Origin of the sequence: Bacillus sp. AFS031507, from assembly GCF_002584635.1 — a bacterium.
Taxonomy (GTDB): domain Bacteria; phylum Bacillota; class Bacilli; order Bacillales; family Cytobacillaceae; genus Neobacillus.
In genome coordinates this window covers 326,185-350,100 of record NZ_NUOW01000013.1, presented here as the reverse complement: position 1 = coordinate 350,100, position 23,916 = coordinate 326,185, and the positions used below count along the sequence as shown (strand labels likewise).

The following is a 23,916-nucleotide window of genomic DNA, read 5'->3' as shown; positions in this document are numbered from 1 at the left end:
CCATGGCTCAAATGACAATGATTCAAGCAATTACAGATGCATTGCGTGTGGAATTAAGCAATGATCCGAATGTATTAGTTTTCGGTGAAGACGTGGGTGTAAACGGTGGTGTTTTCCGTGCAACCGAAGGGTTGCAAAATGAATTTGGCGAAGATCGTGTTTTTGACACGCCACTTGCTGAATCTGGAATTGGTGGATTAGCGGTTGGTCTTAGTTTACAAGGCTTCCGTCCTGTTCCAGAAATTCAATTCTTTGGTTTCGTTTATGAAGTAATGGATTCAATTTCTGGTCAGGCAGCTCGTCTTCGTTATCGTACCGGAGGCAAATTTAATGCTCCAGTAACATTTCGTTCGCCATTTGGAGGCGGCGTACATACACCTGATATGCACGCAGACAGTTTAGAAGGACTTATGGCGCAACAGCCTGGCTTAAAGGTTGTTATTCCATCAACTCCATATGATGCTAAAGGACTTCTCATTTCATCAATCCGTGATAATGACCCAGTTATTTTCCTTGAGCATATGAAGTTATACCGTTCGTTCCGTCAAGAAGTTCCAGAAGGGGAATATACAATTCCACTAGGAAAAGCCGAAGTAAAACGTGAAGGAACTGATATTACTATCGTTACTTATGGAGCAATGGTTCACGAGTCATTAAAAGCCGCAGAGGAACTAGAAAAAGAAGGTCATTCTGCAGAAGTTATTGACTTAAGAACAGTAAGTCCTATCGATATTGAAACGATTATTGCTTCAGTTGAAAAAACAGGTCGTGCGATAGTTGTTCAAGAAGCTCAAAAACAAGCAGGAATTGCTGCAAACGTTGTTGCTGAAATTAACGACCGCGCAATTTTAAGTTTAGAAGCACCTGTATTGCGTGTGGCTGCACCTGATACCGTTTTTGCATTCCCTCAAGCAGAAGCCGCATGGCTGCCGAATTATAAAGATGTAATTGAAACAGCTAAAAAAGTTTTAACATTTTAATTAAATACGTAATTGGCCGCTCTAATTACTATAATTTCGATGCTCAAAAATACATGTAATTTAGGAGGATGAATCCTAGTGTCATTTCAATTTAAAATGCCTGACATCGGTGAAGGAATTCATGAAGGCGAAATTGTTAAATGGTTTGTAAAGCCAGGCGACAAAATTCAAGAAGATGATGTACTTTGCGAGATTCAAAATGATAAAGCAGTGGTAGAAATTCCGTCTCCAGTTGAAGGAACCGTTCTTGAAGTATTAGTAGGAGAAGGAACTGTCGCTACAGTTGGACAGGTTTTAGTCACTTTTGATGCCCCAGGTTACGAAAACCTACAATTTAAAGGCGATGAACATGCTGATGAACCGAAACAAGAAGAAAAAGCAGCAGTATCAACTCCTGCACCTGAGGTTAAACAAGATGCAGCACCACAACCAGCAGCAGTAGCAGTGGCACCAGTGGCACCACAAGCAGACGTTGATCCAAATCGTCGGATTATTGCTATGCCATCTGTTCGTAAATATGCTCGCGAAAAAGGCATTAGTATCAATTTAGTAGCTGGAACAGGAAATAATGGACGGATACTGAAGGGTGATATCGATCTATTTGTAAGCGGTGGAGCAGCACCTGCGCCACAAGCTGCGACAAATGTAGCTGTAGAAGTTGAAACAACTAAAGTGGAGGCACCTCAAGCAACAGCTGTAGCTATTCCACAAGGTGAATATCCAGAAACTCGCGAGAAAATGAGTGGGATCAGAAAGGCAATTGCCAAAGCAATGGTTAATTCCAAACACACTGCTCCTCACGTTACATTAATGGATGAAATCGATGTAACCAAACTTGTTACACACCGGAAGAAATTCAAAGAAGTGGCAGCTGCTAAAGGCATTAAGCTTACCTTCTTACCATACATCGTTAAAGCATTAACAAGTGCATTACGTGAATTCCCAGCTTTAAATACTTCACTTGATGATGCTACTAGTGAAATCATTCATAAACATTATTATAATATTGGAATTGCAGCAGACACAGAAAAAGGATTGCTAGTTCCAGTAGTAAAAGATGCAGACCGTAAGTCAGTATTCTCAATTTCAAATGATATTAATGAATTAGCTGTAAAAGCCCGTGACGGCAAACTTGCACCTAACGAAATGAAGGGCGCATCTTGTACAATTTCAAACATCGGTTCAGCTGGCGGGCAATGGTTTACACCAGTTATTAACCATCCTGAAGTAGCAATTTTGGGCGTTGGCCGGATTGCAGAAAAACCAATCGTTAGAAACGGTGAAATTGTTGCTGCACCGGTTTTAGCACTTTCATTAAGTTTTGACCACCGCATGATTGACGGTGCAACAGCACAAAATGCATTAAATCATATTAAACGTTTATTGAACGATCCAGAACTATTGTTAATGGAGGCGTAATAAAATGGTCGTTGGAGATTTCCCAATTGAAACAGATACTATAGTCATCGGAGCAGGCCCAGGGGGATATGTTGCAGCTATTCGTGCAGCGCAGTTGGGACAAAAAGTGACAATTGTTGAAAAAGAATATGTTGGCGGCGTTTGTTTAAATGTAGGATGTATCCCTTCTAAAGCATTAATTTCAGCAGGTCACCGCTATGAAACAGCGATGCATTCTGAAACCTTCGGGATTACTGCTGAAAATGTAAAAGTGGATTTCACAAAAGTTCAAGAGTTTAAATCAGGAATAGTAAATAAATTAACTGGCGGCGTTGAAGGATTATTAAAAGGAAACAAAGTAAACATTGCCCGTGGTGAAGCATATTTTGTCGATGCCAATACGCTGCGTGTAATGGATGAAAATTCAGCGCAAACTTATACCTTTAAAAATGCCATTATTGCTACTGGATCCCGTCCGATTGAGTTACCCGCCTTTAAATATTCAAAACGTGTTTTGAATTCTACTGGGGCACTTAACTTAAATGAAATCCCTGAAAAAATCGTCGTTATCGGCGGAGGCGTAATCGGGATTGAGCTTGGCGGTGCATACGCAAACTTTGGCAGTCAGGTTACCATTTTAGAAGGTGCAGAAGAAATATTAGGTCTTGGTGTTTTTGATAAGCAAATGGCTGCTCTCGTAAAACGAAGCATGAAGAAAAAAGGTGCAGAGTTCTTTACAAAGGCGTTTGCCAAGGGCGTTGAAGAAACTGAAAATGGTGTGGTAGTAACGTTCGAAACAAAAGGCGAGGAAAAGAAAATCGAAGCTGATTACGTTTTTGTAATGGTCGGACGACGTCCTAACACAGATGAAATGGGCTTAGAACAAGTTGGTGTTAAATTAACTGAGCGTGGACTAATTGAAATCGATAAACAATGTCGCACAAATCTAAGCAATATTTATGCTATTGGTGATGTTGTTGCTGGCCCTCAATTGGCACATAAAGCTTCATATGAAGCTAAAATTGCCGCAGAGGCAATTGCTGGTCACACGTCTGAAATTGATTACTTAGGTATTCCTGCTGTTGTCTTCTCTGATCCTGAATTAGCTTCAGTTGGATATACAGAAGCCCAAGCAAAAGAAGAAGGAATTGTTGTAAATGCGGCTAAATTCCCATTTGCAGCTAATGGTCGTGCATTATCACTCGACAGTGGTGATGGATTCATGAAATTAATTACTCGTAAAGAGGATGGACTTGTCATCGGGGCGCAGATTGCCGGAACAAATGCATCAGATATGATTGCAGAATTGGGACTTGCGATTGAAGCTGGGATGACTGCTGAAGATCTTGCCATGACTATTCATGCTCATCCAACACTTGGAGAAATCACAATGGAAGCGGCGGAAGTTGCCTTAGGAAGCCCAATCCACATTATGAAATAATTCATAAATATATAGTCCTTTTCGTTAACTAACGGAAAGGACTTTTACTATTTTTACCGAATTGTATTTATACAAAGATAAAAGCAAAAAAATCCTTGTCAACTTAAAAACAAAATATATCTCTCGCTTTTAGAACATATACTTAAGAACGAGCATTCTGAAAAGAAGTGAATGTATTAAGAGTGGTGATAAATATGAGGGTCTATATTGTGGTGATACTGCAATTTATCATTTGGAGCGGATATACATTTATTGAATGGTTATCAAAGCATGACCAGCTATTTTATAAAGTCATTATGTTTTTTGTGTTCTTTTATTTAGCATTTTTAATAGGAAACCAGGTCACAAAATCAGTGCGTAAAACGCTTTTTATCACTACTTTAAGCCTTGTTATATATACTTCGATTCACTATACCATGGAATTGTTTATTCACTAAAGAAAGCCCCTGAAGGAGCTCTTCTTGCTGTCGAAAAACTTTCGATAGCCTTTTATTTTATTCTTTTCTTTTAATAATACACCGCGTTAATTTGTTAAAATCACATTGATTTATAGGATTTTCAACTTGTCTGTTGATTTGCGCTCCAGGCGCGTACGGTTCGCGGGCGTGTCGGGGAGCCTCCTCGTCGCTTCGCTCCTGCGGGTCACCCCTGCCCCGTACTCCCGCAGGAGTCTTCGCGCCTTCCGCTCCAATCAACAGGGCAGTTAGCAGGGACAATTAATTAATAAAAATCGGGATTTTGGATCAGACAAAATAAAAAATTGTCGAGAAAATGAACCTTTCTCGACAATCTGAGTAGCCCCAACAGGAGCTTTTTTTATTTACGAGGATAATAATACATGATTCTCTCATTAAAAAGGTGGAGTTCCCCTTGCAGCTTTTTCGCAAGGTATTTACAAAATTCATTTGCTTTACCCTTATCTCCATAGGTAGATTGTTCGGGTAATGTCACTTGTATGTATGTTTGTTCTAGTTCTTGTCCTTCTTCATTTAGAATAGTTTCCCGGTCTACACCTAATAAAATGGCATAGTAGCGGTCATCGTTTGAGTGTAAATAGAACCATTTTCCGTCCGCTTCTGCTGTTTCTTTAATTACATAGGGAAAAGCTGACTCTCCATATTGCCAACCTATTTGATTACCAGTTTTTGTAGTGTTATTTTTATACTCATGAAATAATTCTTTAACTTCTTCAATTGTTACTGTTTGTTTAGCAGATGAAGGCACTAGCTTAATATATGCATTAACAGCCATCATCATTCCCCCCTATTAGTCCATTATATATGCCCCTCTATTCTAGCATTTAATAAAATCTTATGACAACTATAGCTTTAAATAAAAGTAGAAGTATTCTTGTTTCTTTAGTAAAAATGAATTATAATAATATTCTAAACATTCTCAGAAAAAAGGAGGAGCCTTATGGAATTATTTGATAAGCTCTATGATGAACATGAAAATGCGAAGGTAAGGTTTATTGGATTTACAACGGAACATACCCGTTATGATTTCGGCATAATTTACACCAGCATGTTTTTCGGAAAACCTCTAGTTGTCTGCATGCAGACTGGCCGTTCCACTCTCCTCGACCCAAAAGACATCGAAGATATTGATTACCTTCAAACCGTATTCCGTATCCCTGATCAACAGCAAGCAGCAGATTTAGCTGAGTTTTTCAGCGAAACACTACCAACCATTCCGTTTGAGACTCAGTACGAATAATTTATCAAAAGAAGGCCCTATAGGGTCTTTTTTTTATTATTTTTTTAAATGTGACATACAATTTAGGCTTGATGTTTCTAATGTGATATATTATTATTACATTAATGATATATAAATACTTCGTTTTGTGATTATTCAATAATGAAAAGGGGGTTGAACAAATGGGTACTTTAGTATGTCAAACTTGTAACTCTACTATTGATCATTTTGAAGATGAAAAGGTAACGGTGCTTTATTCTAAATGCAATTGTTGCGTGGATCATCATTCAGAGGAAGATTTATAATAACTAAACATAAATTAAAACAGGATTCCGATATCGGAATCCTGTATTTTTGTTGTTTTATTTTATTGCCTTGTACTCTTTAATGACAAGGATGGACTTAATTTCATCATCTTCTGGACCTTGTACAGGTAAACCTGCCTCAAGGTTTTTTCGAATGTAATGGAGGTTTTCCTTAGTAATAATCTCACCAGGAATAAAAATTGGGATACCGGGTGGGTATACCATAATAAATTCTGCAATAATTCTTCCTTCAGATTCTTCAAAAGGAATAACTTCTGTTTCAGAATAAAACGCATCTCTTGGTGTTAAGGCAAGGACAGGAATTTCAGGAAGAAGAACTTCAACAGGTTCAATTCTTTCGGTGCGATGTTCACACTCGTCTGCCAATTCTTTTAAGGCATTAATTAACAAGTCGGCTTCCACTTCTGTGTCTCCAAGCGTGATGATACAAAGAATGTTATAAAGATCAGAAAGTTCCACTTCAATATTGTGTTTTTCTCTTAACCATTTTTCAACATCGTATCCAGTTAATCCTAGTTCTTTAACCGAAATGATAAGCTTGGTTGGATCATAATCAAAGGTAGCTTCTGACCCTAGAATTTCCTCACCGATACAATGCAGATTTTCAATCTCATTAATTCTTTTCCGCATGGATTGCGCTAAATTGATGGTTTTATCGATCAAATCCCTTCCTTTCGTAGCCAATTGCTTCCGTGCGACATCAAGTGATGCAAGTAATAAATACGAAGTGGAGGTAGTAGTAAGCATGCTTAGAATCGACTGAACATGTTTTGCGGAAACAAGTCCTTCTTTCACATTTAGAATCGAGCTTTGGGTCATCGATCCACCTAGTTTGTGGACACTAGTAGCCGCCATATCTGCACCGGCTTGCATAGCTGAAAGTGGAAGGTCATCATGGAAATGAATATGAACACCATGGGCTTCGTCAACTAGAACAGGAATATGATAGGAATGAGAAATTTCAACAATCTTTTTTAAATCTCCGGAGATGCCAAAATATGTTGGGTTGATTACTAAAACAGCTTTGGCGTCTGGATGTTGCTCTAGAGCCCTTCCTACTGCATCGGGTGTTATTCCGTGAGAAATTCCTAATTCCTTATCAATCTCAGGCTGGATAAATACAGGGATGGCACCAGAAAAGACAATAGCAGACATAATTGACTTATGAACATTTCTTGGAACGATAATTTTATCATCTGGACCACAAACAGCCATAATCATGGCAATGATTGCTCCGCTTGTTCCTTGTACTGAAAAAAATGTTCGATCAGCTCCGAAGGCCTCAGCTGCTAAATCCTGAGCCTGCTTAATGATTCCTTTTGGCTGATGAAGGTCATCTAGTGGACCAATATTAATTAGGTCAATAGACAGGGCGTTATCACCGATAAAGTTTCGAAACTCAGGGTCAATCCCAGCTCCTTTTTTATGACCAGGAATATGAAATTGAATGGGGTTCTTTTTCGCATGTGCTAATAAACCGCTAAATAGCGGTGTTTGATTTTGAGACAATTTATAACCACACCTCTTTATAAAAAATACTCTAATAATGTCATCCAAAAACATAAAAACAAAGGAATTATAGCACTAATACCTTTCATTGCAAAGAAATAAATGTTTTTACTTAGTCGGTTTACGATAGTTTCCCATTTAGAAAGGAAAATTACCCTAAAGAGACGAAATAACAAATAGAAAGTTTTTAGGAGGGTTTAAAATGGAATGGAAAACACGTGTTACTAAATTATTAAATATACGATTTCCTATTGTTCAAGGGGGTCTAGCTTATCTAGCCTATTCTGAATTGGCCGCAGCGGTATCTAATGCCGGAGGTCTTGGTCAAATCACAGCTATGTCTTTAGGTGAACCTGAACTGCTTAGAGCCGAAATACGAAAGGTGAAGCAGTTGACGAAAAATCCTTTTGGGGTTAATTTTGCGATTGGACAGCATGGGAGGCCATTTGCTGATTTTCTCCAAGTGGCTATTGATGAAAAGGTCCCGGTTGTTTCAATGACAGGAGGGAATCCTGCCCCCATATTTGAACAATTAAAAGGCACGCAGATTAAAACGCTTGTCCTTGTAGCGGCAAGAAGACAGGCTGTTAAAGCAGAAGAACTCGGTGCAGATGCAGTTATGGTCGTCGGTCAAGAAGGGGGAGGCCACCTGGGACGCGATGATGTCGGTACGATTGTTTTAGTTCCTCAAGTGGTAGATGCCGTTTCTATACCTGTTATTGCATCTGGGGGAATAGGTGATGGCAGAGGGCTCATGGCAGCCCTTAGCTTAGGTGCTGAAGGGATTGAAATGGGTACGAGATTTATTGCGACTAAGGAATGTGTTCATGCAAACGAGATATATAAGAAGACTTTAGTGGAAGGAAATGAATCTGGAACGGTTGTCATCAAGAGAACTCTAGGAGCTCCCGCCAGAGCACTTGCTAACAGCTGGACAGAAAAAATTCTCGAGTTAGAAAAGAACAATGGAGGTTATGGTCAGTTAAAAGATTTTATTAGTGGAATGGCTAACCAACGCTACATATATGATGGTGTTCCTGAAGAAGGCTTTGCGTGGGCAGGACAAGTGATGGGATTAATTAAAGATGTCCCTTCGGTTCATGAGTTATTCGATCGAATGATGAAAGATGCTGAACAAATTCGTGCAAAGTGGGGAAATTAAATGTATGATTCATTTTAGTTAAAATAGTTAGTAGGTGAAAGAATGGAATACCAATATCCCATTGATTATCATTGGAGCACAGATGAAATTGTTGATGTAATTGCATTTTTTGAAACCATTGAGAAGGCGTATGAAAACGGAATTGAACGTGATGCGGTAATGAAGGCGTATCGTCGCTTTAAAGAAATCGTCCCAAGCAAGGCGGAAGAAAAAACTATTTGTGGTGAATTTGAAGAAATGAGTGGCTATTCGTCTTATCGGACCATAAAAAAAGCAAAAGAGGCTTCATCTGGGGATAAAATTAAAATGAAATAAGAAGAAGCTCCCGAACTATTTGGTCTGGGAGCTTCTTCTTATTACTTTTTATTAAGAGAGATTTTATAGAGTGTGGCTACTTTATTAAAAACGTCCTCAATTTGTTGAATTAGCCCATCTGAACCTAATTGGATGACTTGTTCCCTATCGATTGTATAGCCGCATAACAATTCTGCTTTCTTTACGTTTTGCAGCCGATCAAACAGCGAATGAAGATCATCCTTTGTTAGTTGACGGTGTTCAATTGTTTCTGGTTTTGTATGATCAATAGACCAAACAAAATCTTTTGGTGTATCTTTGAAAATTTTAGTGATTTTTTTTGAAAATCTTGCAGCAATCTTATCTTTTTGGGGTGCTTCATAAATAACGGCAAACCATATAAATAAATGGGTATTCCACAAGCCAATTTGAAAATGCGGAAGCATTTTATAACCTCGAGGACTATTTGAAAATGCGACCCAAGTATCCTTTGGCGGATTAATAGTGCGCCTTGCATGTTTGGCGACATGGACAAACATTTCATCATCTGATAATAAAGATATTGAAGGGGCAAAGTATTCTCCCAATTCTTCTAATTTTGGACGAATTATTTCTTTAAGAGCTGCCATTCTAGCCTCTAAACCATCTATTAAAAAAACATCAAAATCCTCATTTGTAAATCCCTTAAAGCTCATATACCAAACCTCCAACAAAACAATTGTACTTAATTGTAGCATACCGCTTAACAGACGAGTAGTGAGATGCTTTCTAGGTTAAAGCACATATTTGTTGCAACATATCTCCCTTACTCATATTATACAGTAAAAAAAATAATCTGAAAAAATAGTTAAATTTAGGAAGGGGAGGAGAAACGTGAAACAACTTATGAATACCTCACTTAAAAAAGCAGGCGAAAAGGAAAGAACTGCAGTTTTGCGATTGGAAATGGATTATGAATTAGCTACATTATTCGAAGCGATTGAGGAAAAGAACGAGAAAAAAATGAAGGATTGCAAACAAAAATTAGAAAAAATCCGCCAAGAATTATTACGATTAAAAGCTCTTTGATAAATAAGACGGTTTTTTTATCCAAGGAGAAATAAATAAGAATGAATCGAAATAGAATATATCCTGAACTTATCTAAAACGAACTCCAGCAAAAAAGAGGGGGGTTCGTTTATTATTGTCTTTTTCTATAATTGGAACTTATAATACGCCAAAAAGTTGCTGTGTTACAACAATTTGATTAAGCTAAAGGTACATCATCTAATTTGTCAAGCATCATACTACATACATGAAATCTAATGAGGAAATAAGATATTTGGAGGAGAATTATGAATTGGGATCAAATATATGCTCATGCAAAGGAATGGGTAAATGAGGCAGGGGTTAAAATCAGGTTATCTTTTAATGAAACATTAAGTATTGAAACAAAAACGAACGCTAATGATCTTGTGACAAATATCGATAAAGAAATTGAACAATTTTTTATTAGTAAAATTAGAGAAGTGTATCCAGATCATAAAATAATGGGCGAAGAGGGATTTGGTGATTCACTTGATAGTCTTGAGGGAATTGTTTGGATGATTGATCCAATCGATGGGACGATGAATTTCGTCCATCAACAAAGAAATTTTGCTATTTCCGTTGGCGTGTATGAAAATGGTGTTGGAAAGATAGGACTCATATATGATGTGGTTTATGACGAATTGTATCATGCTAAAAGAGGAAATGGGGCCTATTTAAATGAAAAGCCTCTAGATGTACTAAAGGAAACAACCGTTAAGGAATCCATCATCGCACTCAATGCCACATGGGTGATGGAAAATCATCGGATCGATCACAATTTAATGATTCCACTTGTTAAAGCAGCGAGAGGAACAAGGTCTTATGGTTCTGCTGCGCTCGAAATGGTTTTTGTGGCAACAGGAAGAGTGGATGCCTATATTTCCATGCGTTTATCACCATGGGATATTGCTGCTGGTGCAGTAATAATTGAAGAACTAGGTGGTATAGTGACAAATTTAAAGGGAGATAAGCTGAATTTCCTTTCGCAGGATTCATTACTAACAGCTAAACCTGGCCTACACCAATCAATCTTAAAGGATTACTTAAAAGAGGGAAAATGGTAAAAAAGAAGCCAATCGAGGCTTCTTTTTATAACTCACCGTTCTCGCGCATTTTTCTTTTTGTTTTAAAGCCCATTCCCATTATTACAATAATTGCAACGAAACAACCGATTGCTCCTACTAAGCTTTTTTCGCTTATTGCGATTCCAATCCCCATTATACTTGCGGCTGCAAGGATGGCATACACAAGTAAAGGCCACTTCACGTTTTTCATTATTTTATACCCCTTTTTCATTGAAATACAGCTAGTTAAAGGCCCACTGTTTTAAGTATATTTTTATTCTACAATAAAATGGTTAGGAGTTTCCACTTTATTTGTGGTATAATGTTTTAGTTATAAATGAGAAACTATAAATAGTTTTATTTTTAAAATATAGGTAGGAGTGGAATTGTTTGAAATTAAGAGATGATATACGTAATATTGCAATTATTGCCCACGTTGACCACGGTAAAACAACATTGGTTGACCAATTGTTAAAACAGTCAGGTACATTTCGTACTAATGAACATGTAGAAGAACGTGCAATGGATTCCAATGATTTAGAAAGAGAACGCGGAATCACCATTTTGGCGAAAAACACAGCTATTCAATACAAAGATAAACGAATCAATATATTGGATACACCGGGACACGCTGATTTTGGCGGAGAAGTTGAACGGATTATGAAAATGGTTGATGGTGTATTGTTAGTAGTTGATGCCTATGAAGGCTGTATGCCACAAACTCGTTTTGTTCTTAAAAAGGCGTTAGAGCAGAATTTAACTCCAATTGTTGTTGTTAATAAAATTGACCGTGACTTCGCTCGACCTGCAGAGGTAATCGATGAAGTGATCGATTTGTTTATCGAACTTGGCGCAAATGAAGATCAGCTAGAGTTCCCAGTTATTTACGCGTCAGCGATTAATGGTACTGCAAGTACTGATCCGGAAAAGCAAGACGAAAACATGCAATCCTTGTATGATGCAATTGTTGAATATATCCCTGCCCCTGTTGATAATCGTGAAGAACCGTTGCAATTCCAGGTTGCCCTTCTCGATTATAATGATTATGTTGGCAGAATCGGAATTGGACGTGTATTCCGTGGGACAATGCAAGTTGGCCAACAAGTAGCACTAATGAAAATAGACGGTACGGTTAAACAATTCCGTGTAACTAAAATTTTTGGTTTCTTTGGATTAAAACGCCAAGAAATACAAGAAGCAGTAGCTGGGGACTTAATCGCTGTCTCTGGCATGGAGGACATTAATGTTGGTGAAACAGTTTGTCCAGTTGAACATCAGGAAGCACTACCAATTTTACGAATTGACGAACCGACACTACAAATGACTTTTGTTGTAAACAATAGCCCATTTGCTGGTAGAGAAGGTAAGTATCTAACTTCAAGAAAAATAGAAGAAAGACTTCTTGCCCAATTGCAAACAGATGTCAGCTTACGTGTTGAAAATACAGATTCACCAGATGCATGGATCGTTTCTGGCCGTGGGGAACTCCATTTATCAATTCTGATTGAAAACATGCGCCGTGAAGGCTATGAGCTTCAAGTTTCAAAACCTGAAGTAATTGTTAGGGTTGTTGACGGTGTTCGCAGCGAACCAGTTGAAAGAGTTCAAATTGATGTGCCTGAAGAACATACTGGTTCAGTGATGGAATCAATCGGTGCCCGTAAAGGTGAAATGATTGATATGATAAACAATGGTTCTGGTCAAGTTCGCTTAATCTTTAATGTACCAGCACGTGGGTTAATTGGTTACACAACCGAGTTTTTAACAATGACTCGAGGTTATGGAATTATTAATCATACCTTTGATAGCTATCAGCCAATGTTGCCAGGTCAAGTAGGAGGAAGACACCAAGGTGTACTTGTGTCAATGGAATCCGGGAAAGCATCAACATACGGTATCATGCAAATAGAAGACCGCGGAACCATTTTCGTTGAACCAGGTACGGAAATTTACGAGGGGATGATCGTTGGCGAAAACACTCGTGAAAATGACATCACCGTTAATATTACAAAAATGAAACAGGCGACAAATGTTCGTTCAGCTAACAAAGACCAAACATCTGTTATTAAAAAACCACGTATCATGACATTAGAAGAGTCATTAGAATATTTAAATGATGACGAATATTGTGAGGTTACTCCAGAATCGATTCGTCTTCGTAAAAAAATTCTTGATAAAAACGAACGTGAAAGAGCAGCTAAAAAGAAAAAATATGCTGAACAGAGTTAAGTAAAAGGAGTGCAAGAAGATGGAAGGATTCTCTCCTAGTCTTAGATTTTTCATTGAACTAACAGATGTAAAAACTGCTGTGTGGTTACAGTATTTATATATTGTAATTTTAGCGGCAATTGTATATAAGTTAGGCTTTGCAAAAAAACTGCCTCTTTTGAAAAACATCGTGATCTATATTTGCCTCTTAATTGGATGCTTTGTAATGCTTATTTTTTCTTATGCCTTACCAATTGCAGAAGGACTTGCAGGTGCGGCGGTGTTATTGATCATCTATAAAATACGCTTACATCAAACGAAAAAGCATCAGGCTGAAGCGAAATAACGGGGGTTTAATTAAATGAAATCCGTACAGGATACACTATATAATTGGCTTACTATTAAGGTTGTATGCGACGCAAGGCCTGATGACACAGCAGCACGAGATACACTAAACCTTTTTGAAGAAATGATAGCTGATCTTCAGCTCTCAAACATTGAGGTAACAAAAGATGATGTCATGTATTATGTTTCCTATCAGCAAGGAGAAGAAACAAAAAAAACGCGTTATCCTCAGGAATTAATTGAGGTTATGCTAAACCAAATCAATCAAGAGCCAGAAAAGTACGAGAATTACCCAATCGAAGATTAAAAAAACCATCATGTTCATTCCACTTTGGAATGAGCATGATGGTTTTTTCTTGTCCAGCACCAGCGCCTAGGGACGCTTCCGCTATTCGTTTTACCAATCATCTTCTTCAGATTTCGCACGATATAATCGAAAATTGCCTGTTTCAAATCTGGCATTAGTTTTTTCAGTTATTCTTGTCTTACATTCTTTACACATATATGTATGGATGGGACGATTACGTAGACGCTTGGCCTCAAACGATTCATCTTCAATCGCTTCAATTTTATCGCAAATTACGCATTTAACTCTCATTAAGACACCTCTTTAACTATTTCTAATAACCGACTGTTTCCTCTAGTATATCATGGCAGAAAGTTTGAATGTAATCAATTGGTTTAATTTGATGAAAGCATGGGATAGTAGTAATATGAGAATATCTGTTTTTAACAGTGTGAAGAAATAAGTAAAGGGGATGTTTTAATGGCAAACCAAGTGGAACCAAGGCTAATCAAGCCTTTATATGATGAACTGCAAAAGGAACGGTTCGTGACAGTGGCAACCGTAGATCATGAAACAGGGGGCCCAAATATTAGTTCTATTTCTTGGGTATTAGCAAAAGATGAAAGTACCATTTATTTTGCAGTAGATAATCGTTCCAGAATTCTTGAAAATTTAATTAATAACAATCAAGTCGTTATTAATATAATTGCTAATGAATCTACATACGCAATTCATGGGACAGCCCAGATAATAGAAGAGAGACTTAAAGATGTACCATTAAAGCTGGCTTTGATACAAGTAGCGATAACTGCAGTAAGGGATGTTATGTTTTATGGATCTAAAATAGTCTCTGAAGTTCAATATGATAAAACATATGATAAAAACGCTGCCCAAAAGTTAGACAATCAAGTTATGGAAGCAATGAGAAAAGCTTAGGAATCCCTAAGCTTTTCTCATTTTTATTTATAGTGATTAGATTGGTCTTCTTGTTCCTTTTCTAGTTTCTTTTTATCCTTTTCAGGAAGCTTTTTATCAGGTTTTTCGGTGGCATTTTTAGGGCTTGGAGTAATTAAATCTCCAGGTATCTCAGGCATTAATCGACCTGCTACATCTGCTAGTTCCTCCATAATGCCCTGAATAGGCCTGCCTTTATTTATATCTACTTGTATTTCTTTTAAACGTTGTGTAGTATCAGCATCAGCAACCACCACTGCTTTTGCCCCGTAAGGATCCTTTTTTAAGCTTTCTGCTACAGAATATTTTATTGATCCCACTTGGGAACGATCAATTTTCGCATTTACATCAATTCCGACAATCGCATATCTTCCTAATACCACTGCAGTTGCATCGTTAACATTTGGGATACTTGTCGCCAGCTTAACTAATCGTTTGGAGATTTCCTGCCCCGTTTTTCGGTCAACACTTTCAATGTAGCTGTTTTTTACCTTAACATATGATGCGTTCTCATTGTTTGTTAGTTCCCTTTTTGTACTGCAGCCGGTTAGGATCAGACATAACGCAGTAATAATTAAGGTTTTCTTCATTTATTATCCACCTCCGCATTACTTATAAATAATTGAAATTAAACCTCTTCATACGAATTATTGAATGGTCTCACTAACATTTATTGTGCGGAACTCCTTCTATCTTTATTCCAATAAACATATATTTTACCAAAGTCCAATCTAGCAAAAGGGTTGTTCCGCAATTTAACAAACATAACAACAAGGAAAGCAGGAGGCGTTGCTTTGAGTAAGATATACGTGTTAGATACAAATGTTTTGTTACAAGACCCGTATTCCCTCTTCTCCTTTGAAGATAATGAAGTTGTTATTCCTGCAGTGGTTCTTGAAGAAGTGGACTCAAAGAAAAGATATATGGATGAAGTTGGGAGAAATGCAAGACATGTTTCGAGATTAATTGATGGCCTGAGGGCCTCAGGGAAACTCCACGAGAAAATCCCGCTTGAAAGCGGTGGAACCATCAGAATTGAATTGAATCATCGTACCTTTCATGAGCTTCAGGATATATTTGTTGAAAAAACAAATGATAATCGTATTCTTGCTGTGGCAAAAAATTTATTTTTAGAAGAACAAACAAAGGAAAATGGAAAGCCAGTCATTCTCGTTAGTAAGGATGCCCTAGTTAGGGTAAAAGCAGATGCCATAGGTTTAGATGCTGAAGATTTTTTAAATGACCGTGTTGTAGAAATCGATCATATTTACACAGGTTTTTTTGAAGTATTTCTTCCAATAGAATTACTAGGTCGTTTTTATGAAAAAGGGGAGTTAAATCTTTCTGAGATCGCCAATCACCCATTTTATCCAAACCAATTTCTAGTAATGAAAGATGCTCTTGGTAGTTCTGCTTCAGCGATAGGAATGGTAGATAAAACGAGTAAGAAGGTAAAAAAATTAGCATTAAACCAAGAGCATGTTTGGGGGATTCATTCAAGAAATGTACAACAAACAATGGCTATTGAATTATTACTTCGTAAGGATATTCATCTAGTTACATTAACGGGGAAGGCAGGCACAGGGAAAACGCTTCTTGCATTAGCCTCAGGATTAATGCAAACGGAAGATTTCAGGGAATATAAAAAACTATTAGTGGCTAGACCAATTGTACCTGTGGGAAAAGATTTAGGGTTTTTACCGGGAGAAAAACAAGAGAAATTAAGACCATGGATGCAGCCAATCTTTGATAATCTAGAATATCTTTTCAATACTAAAAAGCCTGGTGAACTTGATGCGATTTTAGCAGGAATGGGTTCGATTGAGGTAGAGGCATTAACGTATATTCGAGGCAGAAGTTTGCCAAAGCAGTTTATCATTATTGATGAAGCACAAAACTTAACGAAGCATGAAGTAAAGACCATCCTTACCCGTGTCGGAGAAGGCAGTAAAATTGTTTTAATGGGTGACCCAGAACAGATAGATCATCCATATCTTGATGCCTATAACAACGGTTTAACGTATGTTGTAGAAAAGTTCAAGGATCAAGTCATTTCCGGACATGTTAAATTAATGAAAGGGGAAAGGTCAGGATTGGCACTATTGGCAGCTGATTTGCTGTAAATAATTCTTAAAAGTAAAACGGGTGCCCAAGGCACCCGTTTTATTTTATGATAAAACTCTTAATATTTTTAATGGGACTTTGTTGATTTGAACCATCACCTAAATAGACATGAACGGGACCATCTAACGTAAGTGGTTTACCTTTATCGGAGAAACCCAATATAAAATCATAGGCTGTTTCAAGAGGGTACTCATATTCACCCTCTGTGCTCTGAATTACAAAAGTGTGAGCATCACGAGCAGGCTCCGAATTTAATAAAAAAGGCTTCAATGGAATACCAAAGGTACCAGTTAACACCTTTTCCTTCTCGAATTTCTTTTCAGATTTCAATGTAGGAGGATAAATTGCACCCTCCATAATTTCACGGTCCCAATGCTTAGAAACAGCTTTAGTATATTCATCTAATGAATTGGTACTCTCTAATTTTGTTGAAAAAAAGGTCGTTAAATCAACTCGTCGGTCGTCGAAAATCCACACACCTGGATCAAGCGTGATCGAATATTTCACTTTTCCAGATATGATAATGATATTTTCCATTTTTCATTCCCCCTAAACCCTTGCATAATTAGTATAACTTTTTTTGGGCAAAATGTCATAATAGTAAAAGGAGGTTCCGTAAGAAGATAGAACCTGTCTGAATAGCTGCCGTTTTAAATAAACTCCTTTGTGCAATCCACTTCATAGTTCTTGCAATTTTCCTTTGTAAACGGTAAAATTTATAGATAAGTTGAATTATCGCTCTGAAATGGGGGGATCAATGTTGGCGTCTGAAATGATCGTGAATCACCAGGAAAAAGCATATGCCTTACTTCAGGCTGACGCTGAAAAAATATTAAAGCTAATCAAAGTGCAAATGGACAATCTCACGATGCCTCAATGCCCTCTTTATGAAGAGGTATTGGATACACAAATGTTTGGTTTATCAAGAGAAATAGATTTTGCTGTTCGGTTAGGCTTAATAGATAGTAAAGACGGTAAGGCAATTCTAGATACATTAGAAAGAGAATTATCAGCGCTTCACGATTCATCGTTAAGGAAATAGTAGCAAAGAACTCAAACAATCCATGTTTATTGTTTGGGTTTTTTATTATTTCAAGAAAACAAAAACGGGCTCCATCACTTTCTTTATTTCAGAATATTCTTTATTAAATTGTTGTAACAAATTAACTTTTCCTCAAGTAAAATTGTTTATTTTCTATTATAATAGAGTGATATAAATCAATATTGAAAATGAGGACTTTTTAAATGCTGAAAAAAATATTGAAATCATATGATTATTCATTAATTATTGCCACCATCCTTTTGTGTACATTTGGACTTGTTATGATCTATAGCTCAAGCATGGCTTCCGCAGTTCAAAGGTATGGTTATCCACCTGATTATTTTTACCAAAAACAAAAAGTATGGCTGATGATTTTTTCTGTGATCTTCCTTATCGCAGCAATTATTCCATATAAGATCATGATGTTCAAAAAAGTTCTGGTATTGATAGTGCTATCATCTATTTTATCTCTATTAGGATTATTTGTATTTGGGGTAGAAAAAAATAATGCGCAAAGCTGGTACTCAATTGGCACTTTCTTATTCCAACCATCGGAGTTTGTCAAGCTTGCAGCCATCATTTATTTAGCAGCCGTTTATGCGAAAAAGCAAGCCTATATCAATCAATTCAACAAAGGTGTTCTCCCGCCTTTAGTATATCTTTTTATCATATGTGCACTTATCATTTTTCAACCTGACTTCGGTACAGCATCTATTATCATAGCCATAGCTTGTATGATTGTTTTATGCTCTGGGATGAATTTTAAAAGTATCGGTAAATTACTTATTTTGGCGCTTATCGTCCTTCTGCCGCTTATTTTAGTTTCCTGGGGGAAGTTTTTTTCAGACGAACAACTAAGTCGTTTTGCTGTATTAGATAATCCATTTAATGATAAATATGTAAATAATGAAGGTTTTCACTTGGCAAACTCCTATATCGCCATCGGTTCTGGTGGAGTAAATGGGTTGGGTCTCGGGAAAAGTATTCAAAAGCTTGGTTATCTGCCGGAATCACATACGGATTTCATAATGGCTGTAATTGCGGAAGAATTAGGGATTTGGGGTGTAGGATTCGTTATCGTTCTCCTTTTTTATATTGTATTAAGGGGAATTTATATTGGCTTACAATGTAAGGACCCTTTTGGTAGTCTGCTTGCTATTGGTATTTCGAGTATGATTGGGATTCAGACCTTTATCAATTTAGCAGGAGTTTCTGGGCTAATTCCACTGACTGGTGTACCGCTGCCATATATTAGTTACGGAGGATCATCACTCTTGATGCTTGCGGGAGCGACAGGAATACTTGTAAATGTTTCTATGTTCACGAAATATGAAAAAAAATATAAAAATAAACAGGATCAAGTCACTAATAGGAATCAATCACAAGATGGCAAGGTTTTCTATATTTAATCAAAACGCGAAGGACAATATTTGCTTCTTCGCGTTTTTAAAAATACATAGAATATGAGGTGCTTTAAATGACAAGACAGATAAATAAAGTGTTGGTTGCCAATAGGGGAGAAATAGCGATAAGGGTTTTTCGCGCGTGTACTGAACTGAATATTCGAACGGTTGCAATTTATTCGAAAGAGGATTCTGGGGCCTATCATCGTTATAAGGCGGATGAGGCTTATTTGGTTGGGGAAGGGAAAAAACCAATTGATGCCTATTTAGACATTGATGGTATCATTGCTATAGCCAAAAAAAGCGGTGCAAATGCCATACATCCAGGTTATGGGTTTATGTCAGAAAATATTCATTTTGCTAAGCGCTGTGAAGAAGAAGGGATTATTTTTATCGGTCCGTCCATTACACAACTTGATATGTTTGGAGATAAGGTAAAAGCAAGGCATCAAGCAGAGCTTGCTGGAATACCAGTGATTCCTGGTAGTCCTGGTCCCGTAACAGAGGTAAGTGATGTTGAAGACTTTGTGAAAGTACACAAGTTACCAATAATCATAAAGGCCGCTCTTGGCGGAGGCGGGCGCGGAATGAGAATTGTTAAACGCATAGAGGAAATCCGAGAATCATTTGAACGAGCAAAGTCGGAAGCGAAAGCCGCTTTTGGGAATGATGAAGTTTACCTTGAAAAATTAATTGAAAGTCCAAAGCATATCGAAGTGCAAATCATTGGTGATCGGCATGGGAATATTGTTCATCTTTTTGACCGCGATTGTTCGGTTCAAAGACGCCATCAAAAGGTAGTGGAGGTTGCTCCAAGTGTGTCTATTTCTGATGAGTTGCGAGAAAGGATTTGTGCATCGGCCGTAAAATTGATGAAAAATGTTGATTACCTAAATGCAGGTACGGTAGAGTTTCTGGTTTCAGGAAATGACTTTTATTTTATAGAAGTAAATCCACGTGTACAAGTGGAACATACTGTAACAGAGATGATAACAGGTGTCGACATCGTGCAGACGCAAATTTTGGTATCAGAAGGGCACGAATTACATGGTCCAATTATCGGTATACCACAGCAAGAAAAAATTCAAATGAATGGATTTGCTATACAGTCAAGGGTAACAACAGAAGACCCGCTTAATAATTTTATGCCTGATACCGGTAAAATTATGGCCTATCGCTCAGGGGGCGGCTTTGGGGTGCGTCTTGATGCTGGAAATGGCTTTCAAGGAGCTGTTATTACACCGTATTATGACTCTTTATTAGTAAAGCTTTCTACATGGGCTTTAACCTTTGAACAAGCTGCATCAAAAATGGTTCGAAATTTACAGGAATTCAGGATTAGAGGGATCAAAACAAATATCCCGTTCTTAGAGAATGTTGTGAAGCATGAGAAGTTTAGGAATGGCGAATATGATACTTCATTCATTGATACAACACCGGAACTGTTTATTTTCCCATTCCGAAAGGACCGCGGAACTAAAATGCTGTCATACATCGGCACGGTCACTGTTAATGGGTTTCCAGGTATTGAAAAGAAGAAAAGACCAGTATTTCCGAAGCCAAGAATTCCTAATTTACCCTACGATTTAACGTATCAAGAGGGGACGAAGCAAATTCTTGACAAGTATGGTGCCAATGGACTTGTGGAATGGGTCAAGAATCAAAAGCAGGTCTTATTAACGGATACAACATTTCGAGATGCTCATCAGTCACTATTAGCAACCCGTATGCGGACGACTGATATTCTTCATATAGCTGAGCCCTCTGCAAAACTTTTACCTGATTTATTCTCTTTTGAAATGTGGGGCGGAGCAACTTTTGATGTTGCCTACAGGTTCTTAAAAGAAGATCCTTGGGACAGATTGGTAACTCTACGCAGGAAAATTCCAAATGTACTGTTCCAAATGTTAATACGTGGGGCCAATGCTGTAGGATATAAAAATTATCCTGATAATTTGATTCGTGAATTTGTTGACCAATCTGCTTCAGCTGGAATTGATGTTTTTCGAATTTTCGATAGCTTAAACTGGGTAAAAGGTATGGAAGTTGCAATTGATGCGGTGCGTCAAAGCGGTAAAATTGCCGAAGCATCGATATGTTATACAGGGGACATTTTAGATGAGACAAGGATGAAATACAATCTTCACTATTATAAAAGCTTAGCCAAAGAGCTGGAACAACAAGGTGCCCACATCCTAGGAATTAAGGATATGGCAGGCTTATTGAAGCCTGAAGCAGCGTACAGATTGGTTTCTGAGTTAAAGGAAACCGTCAATATTCCTATACATCTTCATACTCATGACACAAGTGGAAATGGCCTATATACCTATGCTCGTGCAATTGATGGTGGAGTGGATATTGTTGATACAGCATTGGGTACGATGGCAGCCTTAACTTCTCAGCCTAGTGCTAATTCGTTATTTTATGCACTTGAAGGGAATCCTCGGAAACCAAAAGTAAATATCCAAGCATTAGAAAAATTGTCGTATTATTGGGAGGATGTCCGTAAGTATTATCAGGATTTTGAAAGCGGAATGATTTCCCCCCACACTGAAGTATATCAACATGAAATGCCGGGTGGGCAATATAGCAATCTCCAACAACAGGCAAGAGCAGTAAGCCTTGGTGAGCGTTGGGATGAAGTTAAAGAAATGTATTCACGAGTAAATAATCTGTTCGGTGATATTGTAAAAGTGACGCCTTCATCAAAGGTCGTAGGTGATATGGCTCTATTTATGGTTCAAAATGATTTAAGTGAGGAAGATGTGCTTTTAAAGGGGCATATGTTAGATTTCCCTGATTCTGTCGTTGAATTATTTGAAGGATTTCTTGGCAGGCCATATGGAGGTTTTCCAGCGGAACTTCAAAAAATAATATTAAAAGGTAAAAAACCACTCGAAGTTCGTCCAGGTGAATTGCTTGAACCGGTTGATTTTGAAAAATTGAAGGAAAAATTGTATAAAGAACTTGGCAGACAGGTAACGGCTTTTGAGATCATTTCGTATGCTTTATATCCAAAGGTATTTATGGATTACATTAAAACGGATGAACAGTATGGAAATATTTCAGTACTAGACACTCCTACTTTCCTTTATGGAATGCGATTGGGTGAAGAAGTAGAGGTAGAAATAGAAACGGGAAAAACATTAATTGTAAAACTTGTCTCTATGGGTCATCCTCAAGCTGATGGCACGAGGGTCGTTTATTTTGAGTTAAATGGTCAACCGCGTGAAGTCCTCATTAAAGATGAGAATATAAAATCTACGGTGGTATCTAGGCTGAAAGCAGACCCAAAAGACGAAAATCACCTTGCAGCCTCGATGCCGGGAACTGTGGTCAAAGTTGTCGTTGAAAAAGGGGAAAAGGTTGAACGTGGCGATCATTTAATAATTACCGAAGCGATGAAAATGGAAACTACGGTTCAAGCACCTTTTTCAGGCGTTGTAAAGGATATCTATGTCACAAGTGGTGAGGCAATATTAACCGGTGACCTTTTAATTGAATTAACAAAAGCGTAATAAAAAAAGCTGCCAGGGAGTGGGTATCCCTGGCAGCTTATTTATAGATTATTTTTTTTAGATCTAGAATATAACAAAAGGAAATAACTTAGTACGCCAAACAAACAAGTTATAAAGAAGGCGTGCAGCAGGGCGATATACAGATTTAAGCTGCTAAAAATAATCAAAGCTCCTGCAATCACTTGTAATGAAACTAGGATGAATGAAATAATCCAGCCCCAATAAAGAACTTTTTGGTTTTTGTAATGGCGAACAGTTAAATAAAGAATGTAAGTAATCCAGATAAAGATTAATCCAGCAGCGGCTCTGTGTCCCATTTGCACCCATTCGTACATATTGGAAGGCAAGGAAGGAGCGTCATTTAAACATAGCGGCCAGTCTCGACAAACCAGACTTGACTTAGTGTGACGTACGAGTGCGCCAGTGTAGATGACAAGATAACTATAAATGGAAACACCGACAATATGAAACCCCATTCTCTTATCGATATATAGTTTTTCTGCATCAAATCTCTTATCAATTTCAAATATTAGAAGTGTTAACAATAACACAGCAGAAAAAGATACAAGTGAAATACCAAAATGTAATGCTAGTACAAAACCAGATTGTCCCCATTTTACTGCAGCAGCCCCGATTAATGCTTGTAAAAGTAAAAAGAAAAAGGACAGGAAGGAAAGGAATTTCGTTTCTCTAATATGTCCTACCGCCTTCCATGACCAAACAGAAAGAACGAGAACCATCATTCCTACTACACCAGAAACAAGTCTGTGGGCTAGCTCAATAACTAATTCTGGAGTAATTTCCAACGGAAGAAATTTACCGTTACAAAGCGGCCAAGATCTCCCGCATCCCATTCCAGAATCAGTCTTTGTGACTAGTGCTCCGCCAATTAAGATAAATATCATTCCGATGGTAGTAGCAACAGCTAACCATTTCAAAGATCGTCGCAAAAAATTCACCTCTTAAAAAAGTTCAATAATTTGTCATTGGATAAACCTGACAGTATAATAGATTGGAAAGTAATTTGATTATTAAATTCCCTATTAATCATAACGAATAAAGTTGAAAAAGAACAGAAATTAAGTATAGATTTTAAGAT

At 37.6% G+C, this 23,916-nt stretch carries 25 protein-coding genes; 17 read left to right on the top strand and 8 right to left on the bottom strand.

Annotated elements, in window-relative coordinates; translation table 11 throughout:
- Positions 1–2: 2 nt before the first annotated feature.
- The 3 genes from COE25_RS14295 to lpdA all read left to right on the top strand — a co-directional run bounded on the left by COE25_RS14295 (position 3) and on the right by lpdA (position 3,819).
- Positions 3–980 (top strand): alpha-ketoacid dehydrogenase subunit beta, encoded by a 978-nt coding sequence (locus COE25_RS14295; RefSeq protein ID WP_098933081.1) that lies wholly within the window; start codon positions 3–5, stop codon positions 978–980.
- Positions 981–1,058: 78 nt separating this feature from the next.
- A complete protein-coding gene (locus COE25_RS14290) occupies positions 1,059–2,399 on the top strand; it encodes a dihydrolipoamide acetyltransferase family protein (protein WP_098933080.1) in 1,341 nt (446 codons plus the stop codon).
- 4 nt (positions 2,400–2,403) lie between these two features.
- Entirely contained in the window at positions 2,404–3,819 is a 1,416-nt protein-coding gene (gene lpdA, locus COE25_RS14285) for a dihydrolipoyl dehydrogenase (protein WP_098933079.1), read from the top strand.
- 816 nt (positions 3,820–4,635) lie between these two features.
- Here lpdA and COE25_RS14275 read toward each other — a convergent pair.
- The gene (locus tag COE25_RS14275; RefSeq protein WP_179195750.1) at positions 4,636–5,070 is read right to left on the bottom strand and encodes a DUF1885 family protein; all 435 of its coding nucleotides are present in this window, start codon (positions 5,068–5,070) and stop codon (positions 4,636–4,638) included.
- Positions 5,071–5,235: 165 nt separating this feature from the next.
- Here COE25_RS14275 and COE25_RS14270 point away from each other — a divergent pair, with 165 nt between their 5' ends.
- The gene (locus tag COE25_RS14270; RefSeq protein WP_088086245.1) at positions 5,236–5,535 is read left to right on the top strand and encodes a DUF3055 domain-containing protein; all 300 of its coding nucleotides are present in this window, start codon (positions 5,236–5,238) and stop codon (positions 5,533–5,535) included.
- 161 nt (positions 5,536–5,696) lie between these two features.
- Positions 5,697–5,819 (top strand): GapA-binding peptide SR1P, encoded by a 123-nt coding sequence (locus tag COE25_RS14265; protein WP_098933077.1) that lies wholly within the window; start codon positions 5,697–5,699, stop codon positions 5,817–5,819.
- Positions 5,820–5,876: 57 nt separating this feature from the next.
- Here COE25_RS14265 and COE25_RS14260 read toward each other — a convergent pair whose 3' ends face one another.
- The gene (locus COE25_RS14260) at positions 5,877–7,349 is read right to left on the bottom strand and encodes an aminotransferase class I/II-fold pyridoxal phosphate-dependent enzyme (RefSeq protein ID WP_098933076.1); all 1,473 of its coding nucleotides are present in this window, start codon (positions 7,347–7,349) and stop codon (positions 5,877–5,879) included.
- Between the two features lie 202 nt (positions 7,350–7,551).
- Here COE25_RS14260 and COE25_RS14255 point away from each other — a divergent pair, with 202 nt between their 5' ends.
- Entirely contained in the window at positions 7,552–8,511 is a 960-nt protein-coding gene (locus COE25_RS14255) for an NAD(P)H-dependent flavin oxidoreductase (RefSeq protein WP_098933075.1), read from the top strand.
- Positions 8,512–8,553: 42 nt separating this feature from the next.
- A complete protein-coding gene (locus COE25_RS14250; protein WP_098933074.1) occupies positions 8,554–8,826 on the top strand; it encodes a UPF0223 family protein in 273 nt (90 codons plus the stop codon).
- A gap of 41 nt (positions 8,827–8,867) precedes the next feature.
- On the opposite strand, the gene COE25_RS14245 is transcribed toward COE25_RS14250, so the two are convergent.
- Complete coding sequence (locus COE25_RS14245) at positions 8,868–9,500, bottom strand: YktB family protein (protein WP_098933073.1); 633 nt, start codon at positions 9,498–9,500, stop codon at positions 8,868–8,870.
- Positions 9,501–9,678: 178 nt separating this feature from the next.
- Between COE25_RS14245 and COE25_RS14240 the strand changes: the two genes are divergently transcribed.
- Complete coding sequence (locus tag COE25_RS14240; RefSeq protein ID WP_088086251.1) at positions 9,679–9,873, top strand: hypothetical protein; 195 nt, start codon at positions 9,679–9,681, stop codon at positions 9,871–9,873.
- 263 nt (positions 9,874–10,136) lie between these two features.
- Positions 10,137–10,937 carry an inositol monophosphatase family protein gene (locus COE25_RS14235; protein WP_088086252.1) on the top strand — a complete coding sequence of 267 codons (801 nt, stop codon included), beginning with the start codon at positions 10,137–10,139 and terminating at the stop codon, positions 10,935–10,937.
- 25 nt (positions 10,938–10,962) lie between these two features.
- Here the strand turns inward: COE25_RS14235 and COE25_RS14230 are convergent, their stop codons facing one another.
- The gene (locus tag COE25_RS14230) at positions 10,963–11,148 is read right to left on the bottom strand and encodes a YlaF family protein (RefSeq protein WP_098933072.1); all 186 of its coding nucleotides are present in this window, start codon (positions 11,146–11,148) and stop codon (positions 10,963–10,965) included.
- Positions 11,149–11,327: 179 nt separating this feature from the next.
- On the opposite strand from COE25_RS14230, the gene typA reads away from it, so the two are divergent.
- The 3 genes from typA to COE25_RS14215 are packed head-to-tail and all read left to right on the top strand — an operon-like array spanning position 11,328 to position 13,797.
- On the top strand, positions 11,328–13,166 hold the full coding sequence (gene typA / locus COE25_RS14225) for a translational GTPase TypA (protein WP_088086254.1): 1,839 nt from the start codon (positions 11,328–11,330) through the stop codon (positions 13,164–13,166).
- Positions 13,167–13,185: 19 nt separating this feature from the next.
- Positions 13,186–13,491, top strand: coding sequence for a YlaH-like family protein (locus COE25_RS14220; RefSeq protein WP_088086255.1), 306 nt, complete (start codon positions 13,186–13,188; stop codon positions 13,489–13,491).
- Between the two features lie 15 nt (positions 13,492–13,506).
- A complete protein-coding gene (locus COE25_RS14215) occupies positions 13,507–13,797 on the top strand; it encodes a hypothetical protein (protein ID WP_088086256.1) in 291 nt (96 codons plus the stop codon).
- 90 nt (positions 13,798–13,887) lie between these two features.
- Here COE25_RS14215 and COE25_RS14210 read toward each other — a convergent pair whose 3' ends face one another.
- Entirely contained in the window at positions 13,888–14,088 is a 201-nt protein-coding gene (locus COE25_RS14210; RefSeq protein ID WP_088086257.1) for a YlaI family protein, read from the bottom strand.
- Positions 14,089–14,256: 168 nt separating this feature from the next.
- Between COE25_RS14210 and COE25_RS14205 the strand changes: the two genes are divergently transcribed.
- Positions 14,257–14,712 carry a pyridoxamine 5'-phosphate oxidase family protein gene (locus COE25_RS14205; protein WP_088086258.1) on the top strand — a complete coding sequence of 152 codons (456 nt, stop codon included), beginning with the start codon at positions 14,257–14,259 and terminating at the stop codon, positions 14,710–14,712.
- Between the two features lie 23 nt (positions 14,713–14,735).
- Here COE25_RS14205 and COE25_RS14200 read toward each other — a convergent pair whose 3' ends face one another.
- Positions 14,736–15,320 carry a YhcN/YlaJ family sporulation lipoprotein gene (locus COE25_RS14200; protein WP_098933071.1) on the bottom strand — a complete coding sequence of 195 codons (585 nt, stop codon included), beginning with the start codon at positions 15,318–15,320 and terminating at the stop codon, positions 14,736–14,738.
- Positions 15,321–15,524: 204 nt separating this feature from the next.
- On the opposite strand from COE25_RS14200, the gene COE25_RS14195 reads away from it, so the two are divergent.
- Positions 15,525–16,853, top strand: a complete 1,329-nt coding sequence (locus COE25_RS14195; protein ID WP_098933070.1) for a PhoH family protein — start codon at positions 15,525–15,527, stop codon at positions 16,851–16,853.
- A 40-nt stretch (positions 16,854–16,893) separates the two neighbouring features.
- Here the strand turns inward: COE25_RS14195 and COE25_RS14190 are convergent, their stop codons facing one another.
- Entirely contained in the window at positions 16,894–17,391 is a 498-nt protein-coding gene (locus tag COE25_RS14190) for a hypothetical protein (RefSeq protein WP_098933069.1), read from the bottom strand.
- 223 nt (positions 17,392–17,614) lie between these two features.
- Between COE25_RS14190 and COE25_RS14185 the strand changes: the two genes are divergently transcribed.
- The 3 genes from COE25_RS14185 (at position 17,615) to pyc (ending at position 22,817) form a co-directional block, all read left to right on the top strand.
- The gene (locus tag COE25_RS14185) at positions 17,615–17,896 is read left to right on the top strand and encodes an Fpa/YlaN family protein (RefSeq protein ID WP_088090352.1); all 282 of its coding nucleotides are present in this window, start codon (positions 17,615–17,617) and stop codon (positions 17,894–17,896) included.
- A gap of 203 nt (positions 17,897–18,099) precedes the next feature.
- Positions 18,100–19,305 carry an FtsW/RodA/SpoVE family cell cycle protein gene (locus COE25_RS14180; RefSeq protein ID WP_098933068.1) on the top strand — a complete coding sequence of 402 codons (1,206 nt, stop codon included), beginning with the start codon at positions 18,100–18,102 and terminating at the stop codon, positions 19,303–19,305.
- A gap of 68 nt (positions 19,306–19,373) precedes the next feature.
- Positions 19,374–22,817, top strand: a complete 3,444-nt coding sequence (gene pyc, locus COE25_RS14175; protein WP_088086263.1) for a pyruvate carboxylase — start codon at positions 19,374–19,376, stop codon at positions 22,815–22,817.
- Positions 22,818–22,858: 41 nt separating this feature from the next.
- On the opposite strand, the gene COE25_RS14170 is transcribed toward pyc, so the two are convergent.
- A complete protein-coding gene (locus COE25_RS14170) occupies positions 22,859–23,767 on the bottom strand; it encodes a COX15/CtaA family protein (protein ID WP_098933067.1) in 909 nt (302 codons plus the stop codon).
- Positions 23,768–23,916: the final 149 nt, after the last annotated feature.

What these genes read in the sequence shown, in the direction of transcription:
- COE25_RS14295 (WP_098933081.1), top strand. Translation starts at nt 3, where the DNA reads ATGGCTCAAATGACAATGATTCAAGCAATTACAGATGCATTGCGTGTG.
- lpdA (WP_098933079.1), top strand. Translation starts at nt 2,404, where the DNA reads ATGGTCGTTGGAGATTTCCCAATTGAAACAGATACTATAGTCATCGGA.
- COE25_RS14275 (WP_179195750.1), bottom strand. Translation starts at nt 5,070, where the DNA reads ATGGCTGTTAATGCATATATTAAGCTAGTGCCTTCATCTGCTAAACAA.
- COE25_RS14270 (WP_088086245.1), top strand. Translation starts at nt 5,236, where the DNA reads ATGGAATTATTTGATAAGCTCTATGATGAACATGAAAATGCGAAGGTA.
- COE25_RS14265 (WP_098933077.1), top strand. Translation starts at nt 5,697, where the DNA reads ATGGGTACTTTAGTATGTCAAACTTGTAACTCTACTATTGATCATTTT.
- COE25_RS14255 (WP_098933075.1), top strand. Translation starts at nt 7,552, where the DNA reads ATGGAATGGAAAACACGTGTTACTAAATTATTAAATATACGATTTCCT.
- COE25_RS14250 (WP_098933074.1), top strand. Translation starts at nt 8,554, where the DNA reads ATGGAATACCAATATCCCATTGATTATCATTGGAGCACAGATGAAATT.
- COE25_RS14245 (WP_098933073.1), bottom strand. Translation starts at nt 9,500, where the DNA reads ATGAGCTTTAAGGGATTTACAAATGAGGATTTTGATGTTTTTTTAATA.
- COE25_RS14230 (WP_098933072.1), bottom strand. Translation starts at nt 11,148, where the DNA reads ATGAAAAACGTGAAGTGGCCTTTACTTGTGTATGCCATCCTTGCAGCC.
- COE25_RS14220 (WP_088086255.1), top strand. Translation starts at nt 13,186, where the DNA reads ATGGAAGGATTCTCTCCTAGTCTTAGATTTTTCATTGAACTAACAGAT.
- COE25_RS14215 (WP_088086256.1), top strand. Translation starts at nt 13,507, where the DNA reads ATGAAATCCGTACAGGATACACTATATAATTGGCTTACTATTAAGGTT.
- COE25_RS14210 (WP_088086257.1), bottom strand. Translation starts at nt 14,088, where the DNA reads ATGAGAGTTAAATGCGTAATTTGCGATAAAATTGAAGCGATTGAAGAT.
- COE25_RS14205 (WP_088086258.1), top strand. Translation starts at nt 14,257, where the DNA reads ATGGCAAACCAAGTGGAACCAAGGCTAATCAAGCCTTTATATGATGAA.
- COE25_RS14200 (WP_098933071.1), bottom strand. Translation starts at nt 15,320, where the DNA reads ATGAAGAAAACCTTAATTATTACTGCGTTATGTCTGATCCTAACCGGC.
- COE25_RS14190 (WP_098933069.1), bottom strand. Translation starts at nt 17,391, where the DNA reads ATGGAAAATATCATTATCATATCTGGAAAAGTGAAATATTCGATCACG.
- COE25_RS14180 (WP_098933068.1), top strand. Translation starts at nt 18,100, where the DNA reads ATGCTGAAAAAAATATTGAAATCATATGATTATTCATTAATTATTGCC.
- pyc (WP_088086263.1), top strand. Translation starts at nt 19,374, where the DNA reads ATGACAAGACAGATAAATAAAGTGTTGGTTGCCAATAGGGGAGAAATA.